The organism is Streptomyces rubellus (assembly GCF_036323805.1).
Taxonomy (GTDB): domain Bacteria; phylum Actinomycetota; class Actinomycetes; order Streptomycetales; family Streptomycetaceae; genus Streptomyces.
This window is the reverse complement of sequence record NZ_JAZDCX010000014.1, coordinates 177644-193658: the sequence shown is the minus strand read 5'-3', so window position 1 is coordinate 193658 and position 16015 is coordinate 177644. Positions and strand designations below refer to the sequence as shown.

The 16015-nt window shown below is 76.4% G+C and carries 12 protein-coding genes and 1 pseudogene; 8 read left to right on the top strand and 5 right to left on the bottom strand.

Annotated features, from left to right (window positions below):
* The first annotated feature begins 92 nt into the window (after positions 1-92).
* From V1L54_RS18380 to V1L54_RS18365, 4 genes and pseudogenes are all read left to right on the top strand, one after another.
* Positions 93-311, top strand: a complete 219-nt coding sequence (locus V1L54_RS18380; protein ID WP_443076691.1) for a zinc ribbon domain-containing protein — start codon at positions 93-95, stop codon at positions 309-311.
* Between the two features lie 300 nt (positions 312-611).
* Positions 612-2873: a DUF4139 domain-containing protein gene (locus tag V1L54_RS18375; RefSeq protein ID WP_330119120.1), complete on the top strand. Its 2262-nt coding sequence runs from the start codon at positions 612-614 to the stop codon at positions 2871-2873.
* Entirely contained in the window at positions 2870-4525 is a 1656-nt protein-coding gene (locus tag V1L54_RS18370; protein ID WP_330119119.1) for a DUF4139 domain-containing protein, read from the top strand. Before V1L54_RS18375 ends, V1L54_RS18370 begins: the two co-directional genes overlap by 4 nt.
* Positions 4526-4661: 136 nt before the next feature.
* Positions 4662-5460 (top strand): annotated as a pseudogene (locus V1L54_RS18365) (SAM-dependent methyltransferase).
* A gap of 4 nt (positions 5461-5464) precedes the next feature.
* On the opposite strand, the gene V1L54_RS18360 reads toward V1L54_RS18365, so the two are convergent.
* Positions 5465-8485: an AfsR/SARP family transcriptional regulator gene (locus V1L54_RS18360; protein ID WP_330119118.1), complete on the bottom strand. Its 3021-nt coding sequence runs from the start codon at positions 8483-8485 to the stop codon at positions 5465-5467.
* A 472-nt stretch (positions 8486-8957) separates the two neighbouring features.
* Here V1L54_RS18360 and V1L54_RS18355 point away from each other — a divergent pair, with 472 nt between their 5' ends.
* Positions 8958-9695, top strand: coding sequence for a helix-turn-helix transcriptional regulator (locus V1L54_RS18355; protein ID WP_330119117.1), 738 nt, complete (start codon positions 8958-8960; stop codon positions 9693-9695).
* Positions 9696-9742: 47 nt separating this feature from the next.
* On the opposite strand, the gene V1L54_RS18350 is transcribed toward V1L54_RS18355, so the two are convergent.
* Both V1L54_RS18350 and V1L54_RS18345 read right to left on the bottom strand, forming a co-directional pair.
* On the bottom strand, positions 9743-10003 hold the full coding sequence (locus V1L54_RS18350; RefSeq protein ID WP_330119116.1) for an anti-sigma factor: 261 nt from the start codon (positions 10001-10003) through the stop codon (positions 9743-9745).
* Between the two features lie 139 nt (positions 10004-10142).
* A complete protein-coding gene (locus V1L54_RS18345; RefSeq protein ID WP_330119115.1) occupies positions 10143-10724 on the bottom strand; it encodes a sigma-70 family RNA polymerase sigma factor in 582 nt (193 codons plus the stop codon).
* Positions 10725-11015: 291 nt separating this feature from the next.
* Here V1L54_RS18345 and V1L54_RS18340 point away from each other — a divergent pair, with 291 nt between their 5' ends.
* Positions 11016-11288: a Thoeris anti-defense Tad2 family protein gene (locus tag V1L54_RS18340; protein ID WP_330119114.1), complete on the top strand. Its 273-nt coding sequence runs from the start codon at positions 11016-11018 to the stop codon at positions 11286-11288.
* A gap of 18 nt (positions 11289-11306) precedes the next feature.
* Here the strand turns inward: V1L54_RS18340 and manD are convergent, their stop codons facing one another.
* Positions 11307-12548: a D-mannonate dehydratase ManD gene (gene manD / locus V1L54_RS18335; RefSeq protein WP_330119113.1), complete on the bottom strand. Its 1242-nt coding sequence runs from the start codon at positions 12546-12548 to the stop codon at positions 11307-11309.
* A 643-nt stretch (positions 12549-13191) separates the two neighbouring features.
* Here manD and V1L54_RS18330 point away from each other — a divergent pair.
* Complete coding sequence (locus V1L54_RS18330; RefSeq protein WP_330119112.1) at positions 13192-14190, top strand: GDSL-type esterase/lipase family protein; 999 nt, start codon at positions 13192-13194, stop codon at positions 14188-14190.
* 52 nt (positions 14191-14242) lie between these two features.
* Here the strand turns inward: V1L54_RS18330 and V1L54_RS18325 are convergent, their stop codons facing one another.
* Positions 14243-15013, bottom strand: a complete 771-nt coding sequence (locus V1L54_RS18325) for an SDR family NAD(P)-dependent oxidoreductase (RefSeq protein ID WP_330119134.1) — start codon at positions 15011-15013, stop codon at positions 14243-14245.
* 145 nt (positions 15014-15158) lie between these two features.
* On the opposite strand from V1L54_RS18325, the gene V1L54_RS18320 reads away from it, so the two are divergent.
* On the top strand, positions 15159-15971 hold the full coding sequence (locus V1L54_RS18320; protein ID WP_330119111.1) for a phosphotransferase: 813 nt from the start codon (positions 15159-15161) through the stop codon (positions 15969-15971).
* The last annotated feature ends 44 nt before the right edge of the window (positions 15972-16015 follow it).

Here is a 16015-nt window from a genome sequence, read left to right as displayed (position 1 = left end):
AACTCAACCGCAGCATCCTCGACGCGGGCTGGGCGCAGTTCCCCGGAATCCTGGCGAACAAGGCCGAGAGTGCCGGTCGCCTTACGGCCCCCGTGGACGCGCGCAACACGCCCCCTGGGCTCCGCCCGGGAGGCACCCCCACCCGCACATGCCCGCCCGGCCTCGGAGGCTGCGGGCGCGTGGACGGGAAGAGCCGCGCCACCCAAGCGAGGTTCCAGTGCACGGCGTGCGGGTTCGCGGCGAACGCGGACCACGTCGGCGCGGCGAACGTCCTCAACAGGGCCGGGCTGGCCCTCTGTGCGGCGGCCTAGCCACCGACGCAGGAAGCCCGCGCGTTCACGCATGGGTGGAGTCACCCACGTCTCCTCACCGGTCTGCGACATCGTCGGCGGACATCCGGGGAACACTCGCACGACCTGCGGATACACCCGGAATCGGGCAACAGTGCGACATTAGAACACCGTCGGCGCGCGCTGGACGACGGGGCGGGCGGCCGGGGCGGCACGGCGGCGGGTACTCCACCGGCCCGGCGTCCCGCGTTCCGTTCCTACCCGGGTCCCGCGGCGGCTATGGTGCGGTCACCGTACGCGGACGGTTCGCAGGACGTGGCCATGCGGAACCAGGCCACCGGGGGCAGCGAGGGGGCAGCTATGACGGCCGAGCCGGCCATGGGCGGCGGCACACCGGACACGGACCCGGTGCCGGGCGCGGACTCCGTGCTGGAGTCCGTACTGGAATCCGTGGTGGTGCACTCCCTCGGAGCCGTGTGCGTCCGCCGGGCCCGCTGCGCCCTGCCGCCCGGTCTCGCGGCGTCCCGCGGGGCCGTACGGATCCGGGTCGAGGGGCTGCCGGTCACCGCGGCGGAGCACTCGCTGCGCGGCCGGGCCGTCTGCGGCCCGCCCGGGCTGCGGGTGACCGACATACGCCTCACGCGCACCGCGGCGCACCGCCCGGAGGGCGAACCGGCCGGACTGCGCGCGGAGCTGACGGCCGCCGAGGACCGGCTGGCCGGACTGCGCGGGAGGCACGACCGGCTCACGGCCGAGATCGAGGAGGTGGCCCGGCTGCGGGCCGTACCGCCGCAGCCCCGCCGCGGGGACCCGCCCCGCCGGGCGCCGGTGGAGTCCCTGCTGGCGCTGGCCGGCTTCCTCGACGCCCGGCTGGCCGGGCTCCACGAGAGGCTGCGGACCGTTTCGGAGGAGCTGCGCGCGGCGGAGCACGAGACCGATGTGCTCGCCCACCGGCTCGCGGCGGCCTCCGGCGCGCTGCCGGACGCACGCGCCGGGGAGTCCGCCGCCGCCGTGCTGACGCTGGACCGCGCCGGGGACGGGACGCCGCCCGGGGAGTCCGGCGGTACGGCCGGCGGGGCCGAGGCCGGGTCCGGGGAAACCGGGTGCCGGGAGGCCGAGTTCGAGATCGAGTACCACGTGCCCGGCGCGACCTGGTCGCCGGTGTACCAACTGCGGCTGGACGGCACGGGCGCCGGTGCCGCCGGGACGCTCGTCCTGCGGGCCTGTGTGGCACAGCGCACCGGCGAGGACTGGACGGGCGTGCGGCTGGGGCTGTCCACCGCCGATCTGCTGCGGCGCGCGGACGTGCCCCGGCTGAGGTCGCTGCGGCTGGGGCGGCGGCAGGCGGAGGAGCCCTCCGCGCCCGGGTGGCGCGAGCCCCCGCCCGGCCTCGACGAGCTGTTCGCCGGTTACGACGCCGCGGTGGCCGCCGCTTCCCCGGCCCGGCCGCCGGTGGCCGCGGCCGCCGCCCGGCAGTACGGGGCCCGTACCGCCGCCTCCGTCCGGGCGGGGGCGGCGCCCTCGGCGATACCGGCACCGATGCCCGCGATGCCCGCTCCGCCGCCGCCCGCACCGGGCGGCGCGGAAGCCGCCGGGCCGTTCGCCGAGCACGGCGGACCGCCCGTGGCCGGCGGCGCGGCGCCCGCGGCGTTCCGGGCCCCGGGCGGCGGCCCGCCGCCCGGGGAGGCCGCGGCGTCGACGGCATCCGCGGCGCCCACGGCGTACGGGCCGCCGCGGCCGGCCGGGGAACTGCTCGACTACTCCCGGCTGACCCTGGCCGGTCCGGACGAGCCCGGCCGCCGCGGAAGGCTGCGGCCCGCGCCGGAGAAACCGGGCGCGGCCGTCGCCGAGCGGCGCCGGCAGGCCGAGGCGGTGGCCCGGCTGCCGCGGCCCGCCCACGCGACGGACGTGCGGATCTCCGCCGGCTCCTTCCACCACCGCTACGACACGGCCGCGCCGGTCGACGTGGCCGCGGACGGCGCCTGGCACACGGTGCCCGTGTGCGAACTCCCGGCGGAGACGGTGCCGGAGTACGTGTGCGTGCCGTCGGTGGACCAGACCGTGTACGGCACGGTCCTGCTGACCAACACCTCGCACCACGCGCTGCTGGCCGGACCGGCCGACATCACCGTCGACGGCGACCACGTCCGCACCGCGCCGCTGCCCACTCTCGCCCCCGGCGAGTGCCGCCGGGTCGGGGTGGGCGCCGCCGAGGGCGTACGGGTGGCGCGGCGCGTCCGGACGCACGAGTCCACGGCGGGACTGCGCGGCGGTACCACGGTGCTCGACCACACCGTCGAGGTGGAGCTCGCCAACCGCCTGGCCCACCGGGTGACGGTCGAGGTGCGCGAGCGCGTACCGGTCCCGGACGACCGGGACGTGCGCGTCGAGGAGCGCCCGGCCGAACCGGCGTGGCGGGTTCACGACGAGCCGTTCGACGACGGCGGCCATGTGCGCGGGGCACGGGTCTGGCGGGTGGAGCTGGAGCCGGGCCGGACCACCGTGCTCAGGGGCGGATACGAGATCCGCGTCCCCGCCGGGAAGGCGCTGGTCGGCGGGAGCCGGAGGGACCGGACGACATGACCGACGACGACACCGCGCTTCCGGCCGGTACCGGCGCCGGCCCGTCGGTTCCCCTGCCGGTCACCGCCGTGACCTGCATGGAGGACCGTGCCCAGCTCCAGCGGCAGGCGGCCGTCGAACTGGCCGCGGGGGCGCAGCGGCTGCGCGTCGGGCCGGTCACCCCGCTGGCCGTGGACCGCTCCCTGCGCGCGGAGGTCCGCCGGGACGGCGTCCCCGCTCCCGGCGTCCGGGTGGTCGACGCCCGGGTGGTGCGCGCCTACGCGCCCCCGCATCCCGGCGGCCCCGGGGAGGACGCCTCCGCGGCGCGCCGCGCGGTCCACGCCCTGGAGGAGGAGATCCGGACGGCCCGGCCGCTCCGGCAGCGGCTGGAGAGCCGGCTGGCGATCCTCGCGCAGGCCCGGGCGGAGCTGTACCGGGACGTGGCCGAGAGCGCCGGGGCGGGCGACGCCGAGCCGGAGCGCTGGGCGGACCGGCTGGCCCTGCTCGACGAGGAGACGGAGGCCCGCGCGGCGGAACTGCACCTGCTGAGCCGCCGGCTGCACGGTCTGGAGGGGGAGCTGGAGCGGGCGCGCCGCACCCTGGCGCGCACCGAGGAGGAGCCCGCGGAGCTGACCGCCGTCGTCGAGGTGGTCGTCGAGGCCGACCGCCCGGGACCGGCCGTGCTGGAGGTGGCCCACCTGGTCCCCTGCGCCCTGTGGCGGCCCGCCTACCGGGCGACGCTGGCCGCGGACGAGCGGTCGGTGCGGCTGGAGTGCGACGCGGTGGTCTGGCAGCGCACCGGCGAGGACTGGGACGGGGTGCGGCTGTCGCTGTCCACCGCCCGGCCCGCCCTGGCCGCCGGCCCTCCGGCACTGCGCGAGGACGCGCTGGTGCTGCGCGACCGCTCCGCCGAGGAGCGGCACACGGTCCGTGTCGAGCTGCGCGAGGAGGAGATACGCACCGTCGGTGCGGACGGGACGGGCGGCGCCGGAGACGGCACCGGTGCCGGGGGCGCGGAGCTGCCCGGCCCGGCCGACGGGGGCGAGGTGCGGGTGCTGGCCGCCCCGGCCCCCGTCGCCGTGCGCTCCGACGGGCTGCCCCACCGGGTGCGCCTGTCGGCCTTCACCGCGCCGTGCCGCACCGCACTGGTCTGCGCCCCCGAACTGTCACCGCTGGTGGCCCGGGTGGTCCGGCTGTCCAACGACGCCGGGCACGTCCTGCTGGCCGGGCCGGTGGACCTGGTGCGCGGCGGCGGGTTCACCGGCCGGGGCGAGCTGCCGTTCGCCGGGCTCGGCGAGGAGGTCGTGCTGCCCTTCGGCAGCGAGGACACCTACCGGGTGGTGCGCCATGTCGAGGAGAGCCGCGCCGCCGGGGGCCTGGCCGGACTCGGCGGCCGCACGGTGCTCACCCGCCGGGTGCGGTTGTTCGTCTCCCGGCTCGACGCCCCGGCCGGCGGCCGGGCTCCGGAGCTGACGGTCCGCGAACGCGTCCCGGTCTCCGAGGTCTCCGCGGTCGGGGTACGGCTGCGCCGGAACGCCTGCCGACCGGAGCCCGACGAGGGGCCCGACCCGGACGGCATGGTGCGCTACGTGCTCCGGCCCGCTCCCGGGGAGCGGCGCGAGATCACCCTGGAGTACGAGATCTCGGCATCGGGCGCGGTGACCGGTCTGTGAGGCGCACCGGGACCGGCCGGGCGTCCTTTTCCGGTCGGGGTGTGGCCGGTTGCCGGGGTTCGCGGACGCCGCGTCCCGGCAGGGTCTACGGTGATCGGCAACCGCACGCGCCCGACGACGGCCCGGGAGGAGCCCCATGGCGGACAGCAGCCGGCCCGTGTCCGTGATCGACTCCACCGTGCCGCACTCGGCCCGGGTGTGGAACTACCTGCTGGGCGGCAAGGACAACTATCCCGCGGACCGGGAGCTGGGCGACCGGATCCTCCAGGTCTCACCGGGGCTGGCCGATGTCGCGCGCACCTCCCGGGAGTTCCTCGTCCGGGCCGTGACGCACCTGGCCGGCGAGGTGGGCGTCCGGCAGTTCCTGGACGTCGGCACCGGACTGCCGACCGCCGACAACACCCACGAGGTCGCCCAGCGCGCCGCGCCCGACGCCCGGATCGTCCACGTCGACAACGACCCCCTCGTCCTGGCCCACGCCCGCGCCCGAGGGCGCCACCGACTACGTCCACGCCGACCTGCACGACACCGACCGCATCCTGGCCGAGGCCGCCCGCACCCTGGACCTCGACAAGCCCGTCGCCCTGGTCCTGATGGGTGTGCTGGGGCACGTCGCCGACCACGGCGAGGCGCTGGCGATCGTGCGGCGGCTGCTGGCCGCCCTGCCGCCGGGCAGCCATCTGGTGCACTACGACGGCACCAGCACCAGCACCAGCACCAGCGAGGCGATGGTCGACGCGCAGGAGAGCTGCAACGACAGCGACGCCGTGGACTACCACGTGCGCACCCCCGAGCAGATCGAGCGGGCCTTCGACGGCCTGGAACTGCTGGCACCGGGCGTCGTGCCCTGCACCCACTGGCGTCCCGCCCCCGCCCCCGGCACCGGCGCCCCGCGTCCGGTGGACGCGTACTGCGGGGTCGGCCGCAAACCCTGACGGATCAGCCGTCGCCGTGGCGAACGAGCCGGTTCCGGGCGCGCCGGGCCGCGGGCGCCGCGGGGTCGGCGAGCCGGGCGCGGATCTCCTCGCCGTCGAGCCGGCCCAGTTCGTCGCTGATCTCCAGGGCGCGCCGCCAGGAGGCACGGGCCGCGCCCTCGTCGCCCATGGCCCGCTGGGTGTCCCCGATACGGGTGAGCGTCCCCGCCTCGTTGCGGCCGTCGTCGAACTCCCGGAACAGCGCGAGTGCGCGCCGGTAGCAGATCAGGGCCTCCTCGTGGTGGCCGAGATGGTGGTGGGCGTGGCCGAGGCTGTCCCACACGCAGGCCTCCTCCCGGGGCGCGTCCAGCCCCTTGAGGAGCATCAGGGACTGTCGGCAGTCCTCCAGGGCCCGCTCGTGCTCGCCCAGTACGGAGCGGTACCAGCCGACCGCGTTGAGGCTCACCGCCTCCCACGTCCGGTCGCCCCTGGCCCGGGCCAGTTCCAGGACGCGCTCGGCTCGCCGCAGCGCGGCGTGGTCGCGGCCCGAGCGGTGGAACAGGATGGCGACCGAGTGGTCGGTGCGGGCCTGTTCGACGACGTCGCCGAGTTCGGCGAACAGCTCGGCGGCCCGGTCGAAGTGGGCCATGGCGCCCTCGTAGCTGCCCATCGAGGTGTGGACGCGCCCGATGGCCCGGTGGAACAGCGCCTGCTCGGCCCGGTCGGAGCGCCGCTCCGCCGTCTTCAGGGCGGCGGTGTGCGCGGTGAGGGAGTCGCTCCACTGTCCCTTGCAGTCGTAGTACTCCTGGAGCGCCCAGGCCAGTTGCCTGGTGTGCGTGTCGAGACCGGCGTCGATGGACTGCTTGACGACGGCGTTCAGCACCCGGTTCTCGGCGGTGAACCAGCGGATCGCCTGCCGGTGGTCGGTCAGCTTCTCGGGGGTGACGCCCGTCGCGGGCGGGTCGCAGGCGAGGGGCGGCTGCTGGGAGTTGAGCAGCGGAACGCCGGAGCGCGCGGTGTGCAGGTAGTGGTCGACGCACCGGCGGACGGCCGCCCGGCGGCCGGCCTCGGTCTCCTCCTCCCCGGCCAGTTCGCCGGCGTAGACGCGGAGCAGGTCGTGGAAGGCGAACCGGCCGGGGGCGTGTTCGCCCAGCAGGCAGACCCGGGTGAGTTCGGCCAGCAGCGACCGGGTCTCCGGCACCGGCAGGCCGGCGAGGCCGGCGGCGGCGGGCACCGAGACGTCCGGTCCCGGATGCAGGGCCAGCAGCCGGAACAGCCGGGCGGCGCCCGGGGTGAGGGCCCGGTAGGACCAGGAGAAGACCCCTCGCACGTCGGTGGCGATGTCGGCCCCGGTGAAGGCGTCGAGGCTGCCGTGCAGGGCGTGGAGCTCGGCGGCCACGGAGCTCAGGGAGAAGGCCGGGTTGAGGGCGGCGCGGGCGGCGACGATGGCCAGCGCCAGCGGCAGCCGCGCGCACCGGGCGACGATGTCCCCCACGGCGCGCGGCTCGGCCGCCGCGCGGTCGGCACCCAGCCGGGTCGCCACCACCTCGCGCGCCTCGGCCTCCGTGGGCAGCCCGAGGCTCAGGGGCCGGGCCCCCTCGGTGGCGACGAGGCCGGACAGCTGGTTGCGGCTGGTGACGATGACCGCGCAGCCGGGCACGCCGGGCAGCAGCGGGCGGACCTGCTCCTCGTCCCGGGCGTTGTCCAGCAGGACCAGGACGCGCCGGTCGGCCAGCAGACTGCGGTAGAGGGCGGCCTGGGCCTCGAGGTCGGCGGGGACGCGCTGCGGCGGGACGCCCAGCGCGGTCAGGAAACCGCGCAGCGCCTCTTCCGGCTCCATGGCGGCGCCGGTGGGGTCGAACCCCCGGAGGTTGACGAACAGCTGGCCGTCGGGGAACCGGTCGGCGACCCGGTGGGCCCAGTGGATGGCGAGCGTGGTCTTGCCGATGCCGGGCAGGCCGCCGACCACGGTGACCGGGAAGGCCGTGCCGTCCGGCCCGCCGCCGGGCGGGGCCAGGGCCCGGGCCAGTTCGGTGTGGCGGCCTGCGAAGTGGGCCAGTTCGGGCGGCAGTTGAGCGGGCCGTGTCACGGGGTGGGGGTCCGGGCCGGGCCCGCCGTCCGCACCGTCCCGGGAGGTGTCGCCGTTCTCCGCCTCCCGGTCCGCGGCACCGGCGGGTACGCCGCCCGGGCCGTCCGGCGGAGCCTCCCGGTCCGCGGCCGGCGGGGCGGGGCCGGCCCGGGCCGGGAGCGGGACGCGGTGTCCCAGGGTCTTCGCCAGGGCGGGTACGTCGTGGTGGAGGATCGCCCGCTGTATGGCGCGCAGTTCGGGGCCGGGCTCCAGGCCGAGTTCCCCGGCGAGGTGCCTGCGGAGCTCCTCGTAGCGTTCGAGGGCCTGCGCCTGCCGGCCCGACCGGTACAGGGCGTGCATCAGCAGGCTCCAGCCGGACTCGCGCAGGGGGTGGCGGGCGGTCAGCTCCTCCGCCGCGGCCACGGCCTGCCGCAGCTCGCCGTCGTGGACGAGGACCGCGGTGTGCAGTTCCAGGGCCTCCAGCCGGATCTCCTCCAGCCGGGCCGCCTCGCGGACGGCGAAGAGGAGGTGGGCCGCGTCCGCGAGCGCCGCTCCCCGCCACATGGCCAGGGCCCGTTCGACCTCCCGGCGCGCCTCGCGCACCCGCTGTCCGGCCAGGAGTTCCCGCGAGCGGGCCACCGCCCGTTCGAACCGGACCGTGTCCCGGCTCTCGGCCGGGACGTGCAGGGCGTACCCGGTGGGTTCGGTGATCAGCACCTCGGCCCGGTCCCTGCGGCGGCGCTGCGGTTCCAGCACCGTGCGCAGCCTGCTGATGTGCACCTGGAGGGAGGAGATGGCACTGGAGGGCGGGCGGCCCTCCCACACGTCCTCGCTCAGCCGGTCCAGGGAGACGGCCCGGCCGTCCTCCAGCAGCAGCCGGATCAGCAGCGCCCGCCGCTTGGGCGGCCCCAGGTCGACCGCCGTGCCCGCCCGCCGGACCACCAGTGGCCCCAGTAGGTCGAACTCCAGTTCCACCATCTCACCGGTCCCTGTGCCTCATGCCTTCCCCGCATCCGGTCAGATCCCCAGGGGGACGCCCGGGTTCCAGCCTGACAGAACCGCTGTGCCCGCACGGGTCGCGGAACCGACCGGAGATCACCGGGTGGGTTGTCGTGTTCCTCCTCGGACGGCGGCCGCCGCGCCGGTGGGGCGGCTCCGCGGGCCCGGGGAGCCGGTGCGTGCGCCGCGGGCCGCGCGCGGGGCTGTGAGCAGGATCACCGGGGCCGTTGCCAAAAAGATGGAAGGTCCCGATGAACCACCTCGGGGGCAGTGCCGTTTTCCCGATTGACCACGGTCGCCCGCCACGGGCGCCGCCGGGACGGAACGGGGGGCGGCACGCCGGCACCCGTCGGCGGCCCGGCGCACCGCCCGTACCGACTGTGCCGACGACGTGTCGGGCACCGCGACGGCCGCCGTGCCGCACCGCCGCACCAGCGCAGGGAGGAACACTATGACCGCGACCGGACACATCGGGGCCGTACCGCAGACCGCAGGCCGTCTCCACGGCCGGGGGCCCGGTGCGAACCGGGTGGCGCTCGTGCGTGCGCAGAACGAGGGCTGGCGGGCCGGGGAGCGGATCCCCGTCACCGTCCACGCGCCGGACCCGATCTCCCTGGCCGGGGTGAGCAGCCACCTCAGGCAGCACCCGGAGATCGAGATCGTCCCCGAGGGGAAGGACCACCCCGGCACGGTGGCCGTGCTGCTCACCGAGACGCTGGACGAGGCCACCACCCTGCGGCTGCGCCGGCTGGTCCGCAGCGAGGGCACCCGTGTGGTGCTGGTGGCCGGCCTGATACGGGAGGCCGAACTCCTGGAGATCATCGAGTGCGGGGTGGGCGCCATCCTGTGGCGGCGCGAGGCCACCCCGCAGCGGCTGCACCAGGCGGTGCTGGCCGCCTCCCGGAACGAGGGCAACCTACCGCCCGACCTGCTCACCCGGCTGATCACCCAGGTGGGGAGGATGCAGCGCGGCGCCCCGGACCGGCCCGGCCCGCTGGCGGGACTGGCCCCGCGCGAGGTCGACGTCATCCGGCTGGTCGCCGAGGGGCTGGACACCCGGGAGATCGCCGGGAAGCTGTCGTACTCCGAACGCACCGTCAAGAACGTGCTGCACGGGATGACCACCCGGCTGCAGCTGCGCAACCGCGCCCACGCCGTGGCCTACGCGCTGCGCGAGGGCTACATCTAGAAACCGTCCGGCCCCGGCCCCGGCCGGGGCCCTCCGATGCCCCCGGGCTACCACTCGGTCCGTTCCCGGCGTACGGCCTCGATGGCGCCCGTGGGGTCGGGCACGGGATCGGGCACCGGACGGCCGTCGGGTTCGAGCTCGTGCGGCATGACCGTCGCCAGCCGCCGGACGACCGCGACGAATCCCGCGTACTCCGTCCGGCACGGAACGCATTCCCGCAGGTGGTCGGCCACGGCCGCCTCGTCGGAGGCGTTCAGGCCGCCGAGGGCGCCGGACGCCAGGTCGATGTGTACCTGCTCGCAGTGCACGGTTCTTCTCCCGCGTGAGTCCAGCCGCCGACACCGACCCAACGTGCGGGAGGCCCGGCCGGTTCATTCCGCGGGTCTCCCGGGCCCCTCGCCCCGGAGCGTCCCGTGACCCGGCCGCCGGACGCCTCCGGCGGCCGGGTCAGCACTCCACTCCGCGCACCTCCAGCGCGGCCCGCAGCGCCCGCATCGCGTAGTAGGTGCGCGACTTCACCGTTCCCGGCGGCACGCCCAGGGCCTCGGCGGTCTGCGCGACGCTGCTGCCGAGGAAGTACATGTGGACGAGCACCTCACGCTGCCGTTCGCTGAGGTCCCGCATGGCCTGGGTCACCACATGGGAGGTGAGGGTGCGCTCCACCTCGTCCGCGACGGGCAGTTCGGCCTGCTCGAAGGACTCGGGCAGGGGGGACGCGGCCCGGCGGGAGCGCTGGTCGTCGATCACCAGGTTGCGCACCACCGTGAACAGCCACGGGCGCAGCCCCTTGGTCTGGGCGCCCAGGGTCCCGGAGTGCCGCCAGGCGCGTACGGCCGCCTCCTGGAAGATGTCCTCCGCCCGGTGCCGGTCCCCGCCCAGGAGGCGGGTGGCGAACCGCACCAGCAGGGCCCCGTGCTCCTCGTAGAGGCCGCGGATGAACGCCTCGCACCGGGCACCGGCAGGATCGGGCCGCCCCGGGAGGGCCCCCGGGGCCGGTCCGGCCTGCTGGATCTCGATGGTCCGCCTCATAGGTGGTGTCCTCGTCCGTCGGTCGGATGGGTCCGTGGCTGTGCCGACACCGGTGGTGCGAATACGGGTCCGCGCGGCAACCATCCCCGGAGGAGGTTGGCCGGGTCTTGTCGCCGACTTGTCGCCGGCTTGCCGCACGATCCGCCGTGCCGCTCGCGGGACGAGCGGGGCGGGGCGGAACGGCGAGGACGTGTCCCGCCCGGCGCTCCCGTTCAGCGGCCGGCGGCGGGCCGGTGGCCGGATCCGGGCGTCCGGCGGACCGCCTCCCGGGGGCCGATTACGCTCGGGGACATGAACTTCTCCGCAGCGTTGGAGCTGTTGCGCAGCGGCCGCCGCGTGGCGCGCCGGAGTTGGGTCCAGCCGGGCAAGTACGTGTACCTGGAGCCGGAGTCGGTCTGCGTCTCCCCCGACGGGCGGACCCGCACACTGGCGGCTCATCTGCGGTTCGTCACCGCGGACGGCACCGTGCAGGTCGGGGTGCAGCCCTCGCACGCCGGGCTGCTGGCCGACGACTGGTACGCCGTGGACGAGGCCGGCGGCAACGGGGGCGGCGGCGGGAGCTGACACCCCCGCCGCGTCCCCTCACCAGTCGTGGACGGTGCCGTCGGTCAGCCGGTTGACCGGCAGATAGGCGGGCCGGTACGGGAAGCGGCGCGCGGCCTCGGTGTCGAGTTCGACGCCCAGGCCCGGGGTGTCGGAGGGGTGCAGCAGGCCGTCCTCGAAGCGGTAGGAGGTGCGGAAGACCTCCAGGGTGTCCGCCGAGTGCCGCATGTACTCCTGGATGCCGAAGTTGTGGACCGCCAGGTCGAGGTGGAGTGCCGCCGCCATGCCGACCGGTGAGATGTCGGTGGGCCCGTGCATGCCGGATCTGATCCCGTACACCGCGGCGAAGTCCAGCAGTTTGCGCATCCCCGTGACCCCGCCGGTGTGGGTGACCGCCGAACGGACGTAGTCGATCAGCCGCTCGGTCAGCAGCGCGGTGTAGTCGTGCACGGAGTTGAAGACCTCGCCGATGGCCAGCGGCGTGGTGGTGTGCTGCCGGATCAGCCGCAGCGCGGCCTGGTCCTCGGCGGGGGTGGCGTCCTCCAGCCAGAACAGGTCGTACGGCTCCAGGTCCCTGCCCAGCCGGGCGGCCTGGATCGGGGTCATCCGGTGGTGCCCGTCGTGCAGCAGCGGCAGTTCGGGGCCGAACTCGTGCCGTACCGCCTCGAAGACCCGCGGCACGTGCCGCAGGTAGGCGCGGGTGTCCCAGGTCTCCTCCACCGGCAGGGCCGGTCCCCCGGCGGCGCGGCGGGCGGGTTCGTAGTCGTACCGGCCGCCCCCGTCGGCGGCGGAGGAGGCGACGCCGTAGACGGTGCCCAGTCCGGGGACGCCGGTCTGGATCCGGACGGCGCGGTACCCCTGTTCGAGGTGGGCGCGCACGGAGTCGAGCAGTTCGGGGACGTCGCGGCCGGAGGCGTGCCCGTAGGCCAGCGCACCGCGGCGCGAGGCGCCGCCCAGCAGCTGGTAGAGCGGCATTCCGGCGGCCTTGGCCTTGATGTCCCACAGGGCGGTGTCGACCGCGGCGAGGGCCGCCATGGTGACGGGGCCCCGCCGCCAGTACGCGCCCCGGTACAGGTACTGCCAGGTGTCCTCGATGCGTGCGGCGTCCCGTCCGGTCAGCAGCGGGACGACATGCTCGCGCAGATAGGCCTCGACGGCGAGTTCGCGTCCGTTGAGGGTGGCGTCGCCCAGGCCGGTGATGCCGTCCTCGGTGGTGACGCGCAGGGTGACGAAGTTGCGTCCCGGGCTGGTGACGACGGTCTCGGCGTGCTCGATCCGCATGGCGTGCCCCTCTGGAGTCGTGCGGGAAGGTCCCACGGGCGACCGTACGCGGCGCGGCGCCGCCCGGTGCCACCGCATGGGGTCGGCGGATGTCCGCTCTCCCGGCGACCGCCGTACGGGAGAGGTGCCGGGGCAACGGCCCCCGGGCGGGTGCACGGGCCCCGGGCGCGCGGCCGGACGCGGGGTTGACGCCCTTCGGGGGCGTTCCTACTGTGCGGAGCGCCGTCCGCGCCGCCGCGCACCGGCCGCGCGCCCGGGACCCGCCGTACCGCCGCACCCCGCCAGCCGAACGGGAGAACACTGTGAGCCCTTCACCGGGAGGCGGTTCGCGCCGCGCCCGCGCGGTGGCCTGGCTGGCCCCGCTCGTCCTGCTCCTCGCCCCGGCGGTGGCCGTCCCCACCGCCACCGCGGAGCCCGCCGCCCGGACGTCCACCGGACCGGCCGCCGGAACCACCGGACCGGCCGCCCGGCCCGCGCCGCACGGCCGCAGCGCCGTCTGGAGCGCGAGCATGCAGGGAGCGAGCGGCACCTCCCCCGATCTGACGGTGCGCAACATCGCCCGCGCCTCGGTGGCGGCGACCGCCCGGCGACGTTCCGCTCGGCCACGATCGGACTCCAGCTCAGGGTCGGCGAGGCCGACCTGGTGCCCGGCTCGCTGCGCACCCTCACCTTCGCCGGCCGCCCCCGGGTCACCGTGCCGCCGGGCGGACACGTCTACAGCGACCCGGTGCCGCTGCGGGTGGCCGCCCAGCAGAACCTGGCGATCAGCCTGTACGCGCCCGGCGCGCCGGTCAACGACCACACCTTCCCGCCGCCGGCCCCGAACCCGCCCGCCTCCTTCCTGTCGGCCGGCGGCGACCACACCCGCGACACCGGCGACACCGGCTTCCCGGAGGAGGACAGGGGGATCTCCGCCGAACCCGGCTACCACCCGGGCCAGCTGTGGTGGGCGGAGGTCGTCGACGGCCGCACCCCCGCGCGGGGCACCATCGTCGCCCTCGGCGACTCCAACACCGACGGGTACCTCGCCACCGGCGGCGGCGACCGCTGGACGGACGTGCTGGCGCGGCGCGTCAACGCCCTGCCCCCGGGCAGGCAGCTCGCCGTGGCCAACGCCGGGATCTCCGGCAACACCGTCAGCCGCCAGCCCAACCCGTACGACCCCACGGGCCGGTGCTGCGGCCCGCCGGCACCGGAGCGGCTGGAGCACGACGCCCTGGACCTCGCCGGGGTCCGCCATCTGATCCTGCTGGAGGGCACCAACGACCTCGGCGGCGGCGAGCACGCGCCGCCCGCGCCCGCGTCGCGGGTCATCGGCGCGATGAAGGAGATCGTGGCGCGGGCGCACGCCCGGGGGGTGAAGGTCGTCGGGGCCACCCTGATGCCCATGTGCGCCGCCGCGGACAGCGGGACGGAGGCCAACCGGCGGGCGGTGAACGAGTTCATCCGCACCGGCGGGGTGTTCGACGGGGTCGCCGACTTCGACGCCGTCGTCCGGGACCCGGCCGATCCGACCCGGATCCGCGACGCGTACCGCTCGGACTGCTACCACCCCAACGCGGCGGGCCACGCGGCGCTGGGCAAGGCCCTCGACCTGGGGCTGTTCGGCCTGGACCGGCGACGGGCGGAGAAGGCCGCCTGAGCGCCCCCTCGCCGTGCGCCGCCGCCCTCCGCCGGGCGGCGGCGCACGGCCGTCAGGTCCGCAGATACGAGGCGCCGTTGAGGTCCAGCACCGCGCCCGCGCTCCACTGGGCCTGCGGGGAGGCCAGCCACAGCACCGCCGCCGCCACCTCGTCCGGCGTGGCCACCCGCCCGTAGGGGCTCTGCTGCCGCAGGGCCTCCCCCTCGGGCCCGGTCAGCCGGTGGGCGACCCGTTCGGTGTCGATGAAGCCCGGCGCCACGGAGGTCACCGCGATGCCGTGCGGGGCCAGCGCCACCGCCAGGGACTGGCCGAGCGCGTGCACCCCCGCCTTGGTGGCGCCGTAGGCGGGGTGGTCCGGCTCGCCGCGGAACGCGCCGCGCGAGCCGATGTTGACGATGCGCCCGCCGGTGCCCTGCGCGATCATCCGCCGTGCGGCGGCGTGGCTGAGGTGGGCGGTGCCCAGCAGGTTGACGGCCACATGCCGCTGCCAGGCGGCGCACCAGTCGTCGTAGTCCGTGGTCGCGGGCGGGTGCGGGGTGTTGACGGCGGCGTTGTTCACCAGCACGTCGACACCGCCGAGCGCGCCGGCCGCCGCGTCCACCAGTTCCGCGGTCTGCCGCGGGTCCGCCAGGTCGGCGCCGAGCAGCACATGCCCGTCGCCCGGCAGCCGCGCCAGGGTGGTCTCGGCGTCCCGCCTGCCGCCGCCGTAGTGGACGGCCACCCGGTCGCCGTTGGCGGCGAACGCCTCGGCCAGCGCCCTGCCCAGCCCCCGGGACGCGCCGCTGACCAGCACCCGCCGTCCGCTGCCGGGGAAGGCGGGCACGGGTGCCGTCGTCTCGGGCTCCGGCGGTACGGCCGGACCGTTGCGGGCGGGATGCTGCACGTCGGGTCTCCTCACCGCGGGGCGTCGGGCCTCCCCACCCTAATCCGGATGCGCACGGGCCCTCTGGGCGGCGACACTGTCCGGCATGCCGCGCCCCGAGCCGCCCGCCGCTCCCCGCCCCTGGCCCGAGGAACAGCCGCTGACCGGCGGGAACGTCAGCGCGGGTGTCGTCCGCGTCGGCGACACCGTACGCCGCCCGGCCGGACCGTGGACCCCCGCCGTGCACGCCCTGCTGGCCCATCTGCACCGGGTGGGCTTCCGGGGCGCGCCCCGGCCGCTGGGCGTCGACGAACAAGGCCGGGAGGTGCTGACCTTCGCCCCGGGCGCCACCGTGTGGCCGGACCGCTTCCACCTGCTGGATCCCGCCGGCCGGCTGGCACGCGTGGCACGGCTGATCCGGGACTTCCACGACGCCGCCGCGGAGTTCGTCCCGCCGCCCGGCGCCCGCTGGCGGGTGCTCGTCCCCGCCGAGGGGGACGAGATCGTCGCCCACCACGACCTGGCCCCGTGGAACCTGGTGCACGACGGCGGGGACGGCTGGGTGTTCATCGACTGGGACGGCGCCGCGCCCGGCTCCCGGCTGGCGGACCTGGCCTACGCCGCCCACGCCTTCGTGCCGCTGTCGGCGGACCCCGCCCGGCAGCGGGCCGACGCCGCCGGGCGGCTGCGGGTGTTCGCCGGCGCCTACGGACTGGACGAGGACGAGCGCCGCCGCCTGGTGCCGCTGCTGGGCCGCCGCACCCGCGCCATGCACGACTTCCTGCGCGGGCAGGCCGCCCTCGGCACCGAGCCGTGGACGACCCTGTGGCGCGCGGGCCACGGCGGGATCTGGCGCGCCGACGCCGAGTACACCGAGGCACGCGAACAGCTGTGGCTGGACGCCCTGCTGGATGCCTGAGGCACCGGCAAAACCGGGTGCCCCTCCGCGGCGGCGGCCGTTAC

Excerpts from the sequence above, each read along its gene's own strand:
- V1L54_RS18370 (WP_330119119.1), top strand. The coding sequence starts at position 2,870 with ATGACCGACGACGACACCGCGCTTCCGGCCGGTACCGGCGCCGGCCCG.
- V1L54_RS18340 (WP_330119114.1), top strand. The coding sequence starts at position 11,016 with ATGAACTTCTCCGCAGCGTTGGAGCTGTTGCGCAGCGGCCGCCGCGTG.
- V1L54_RS18320 (WP_330119111.1), top strand. The coding sequence starts at position 15,159 with ATGCCGCGCCCCGAGCCGCCCGCCGCTCCCCGCCCCTGGCCCGAGGAA.
- V1L54_RS18345 (WP_330119115.1), bottom strand. The coding sequence starts at position 10,724 with ATGAGGCGGACCATCGAGATCCAGCAGGCCGGACCGGCCCCGGGGGCC.
- V1L54_RS18375 (WP_330119120.1), top strand. The coding sequence starts at position 612 with ATGCGGAACCAGGCCACCGGGGGCAGCGAGGGGGCAGCTATGACGGCC.
- V1L54_RS18355 (WP_330119117.1), top strand. The coding sequence starts at position 8,958 with ATGACCGCGACCGGACACATCGGGGCCGTACCGCAGACCGCAGGCCGT.
- manD (WP_330119113.1), bottom strand. The coding sequence starts at position 12,548 with ATGCGGATCGAGCACGCCGAGACCGTCGTCACCAGCCCGGGACGCAAC.
- V1L54_RS18360 (WP_330119118.1), bottom strand. The coding sequence starts at position 8,485 with ATGGTGGAACTGGAGTTCGACCTACTGGGGCCACTGGTGGTCCGGCGG.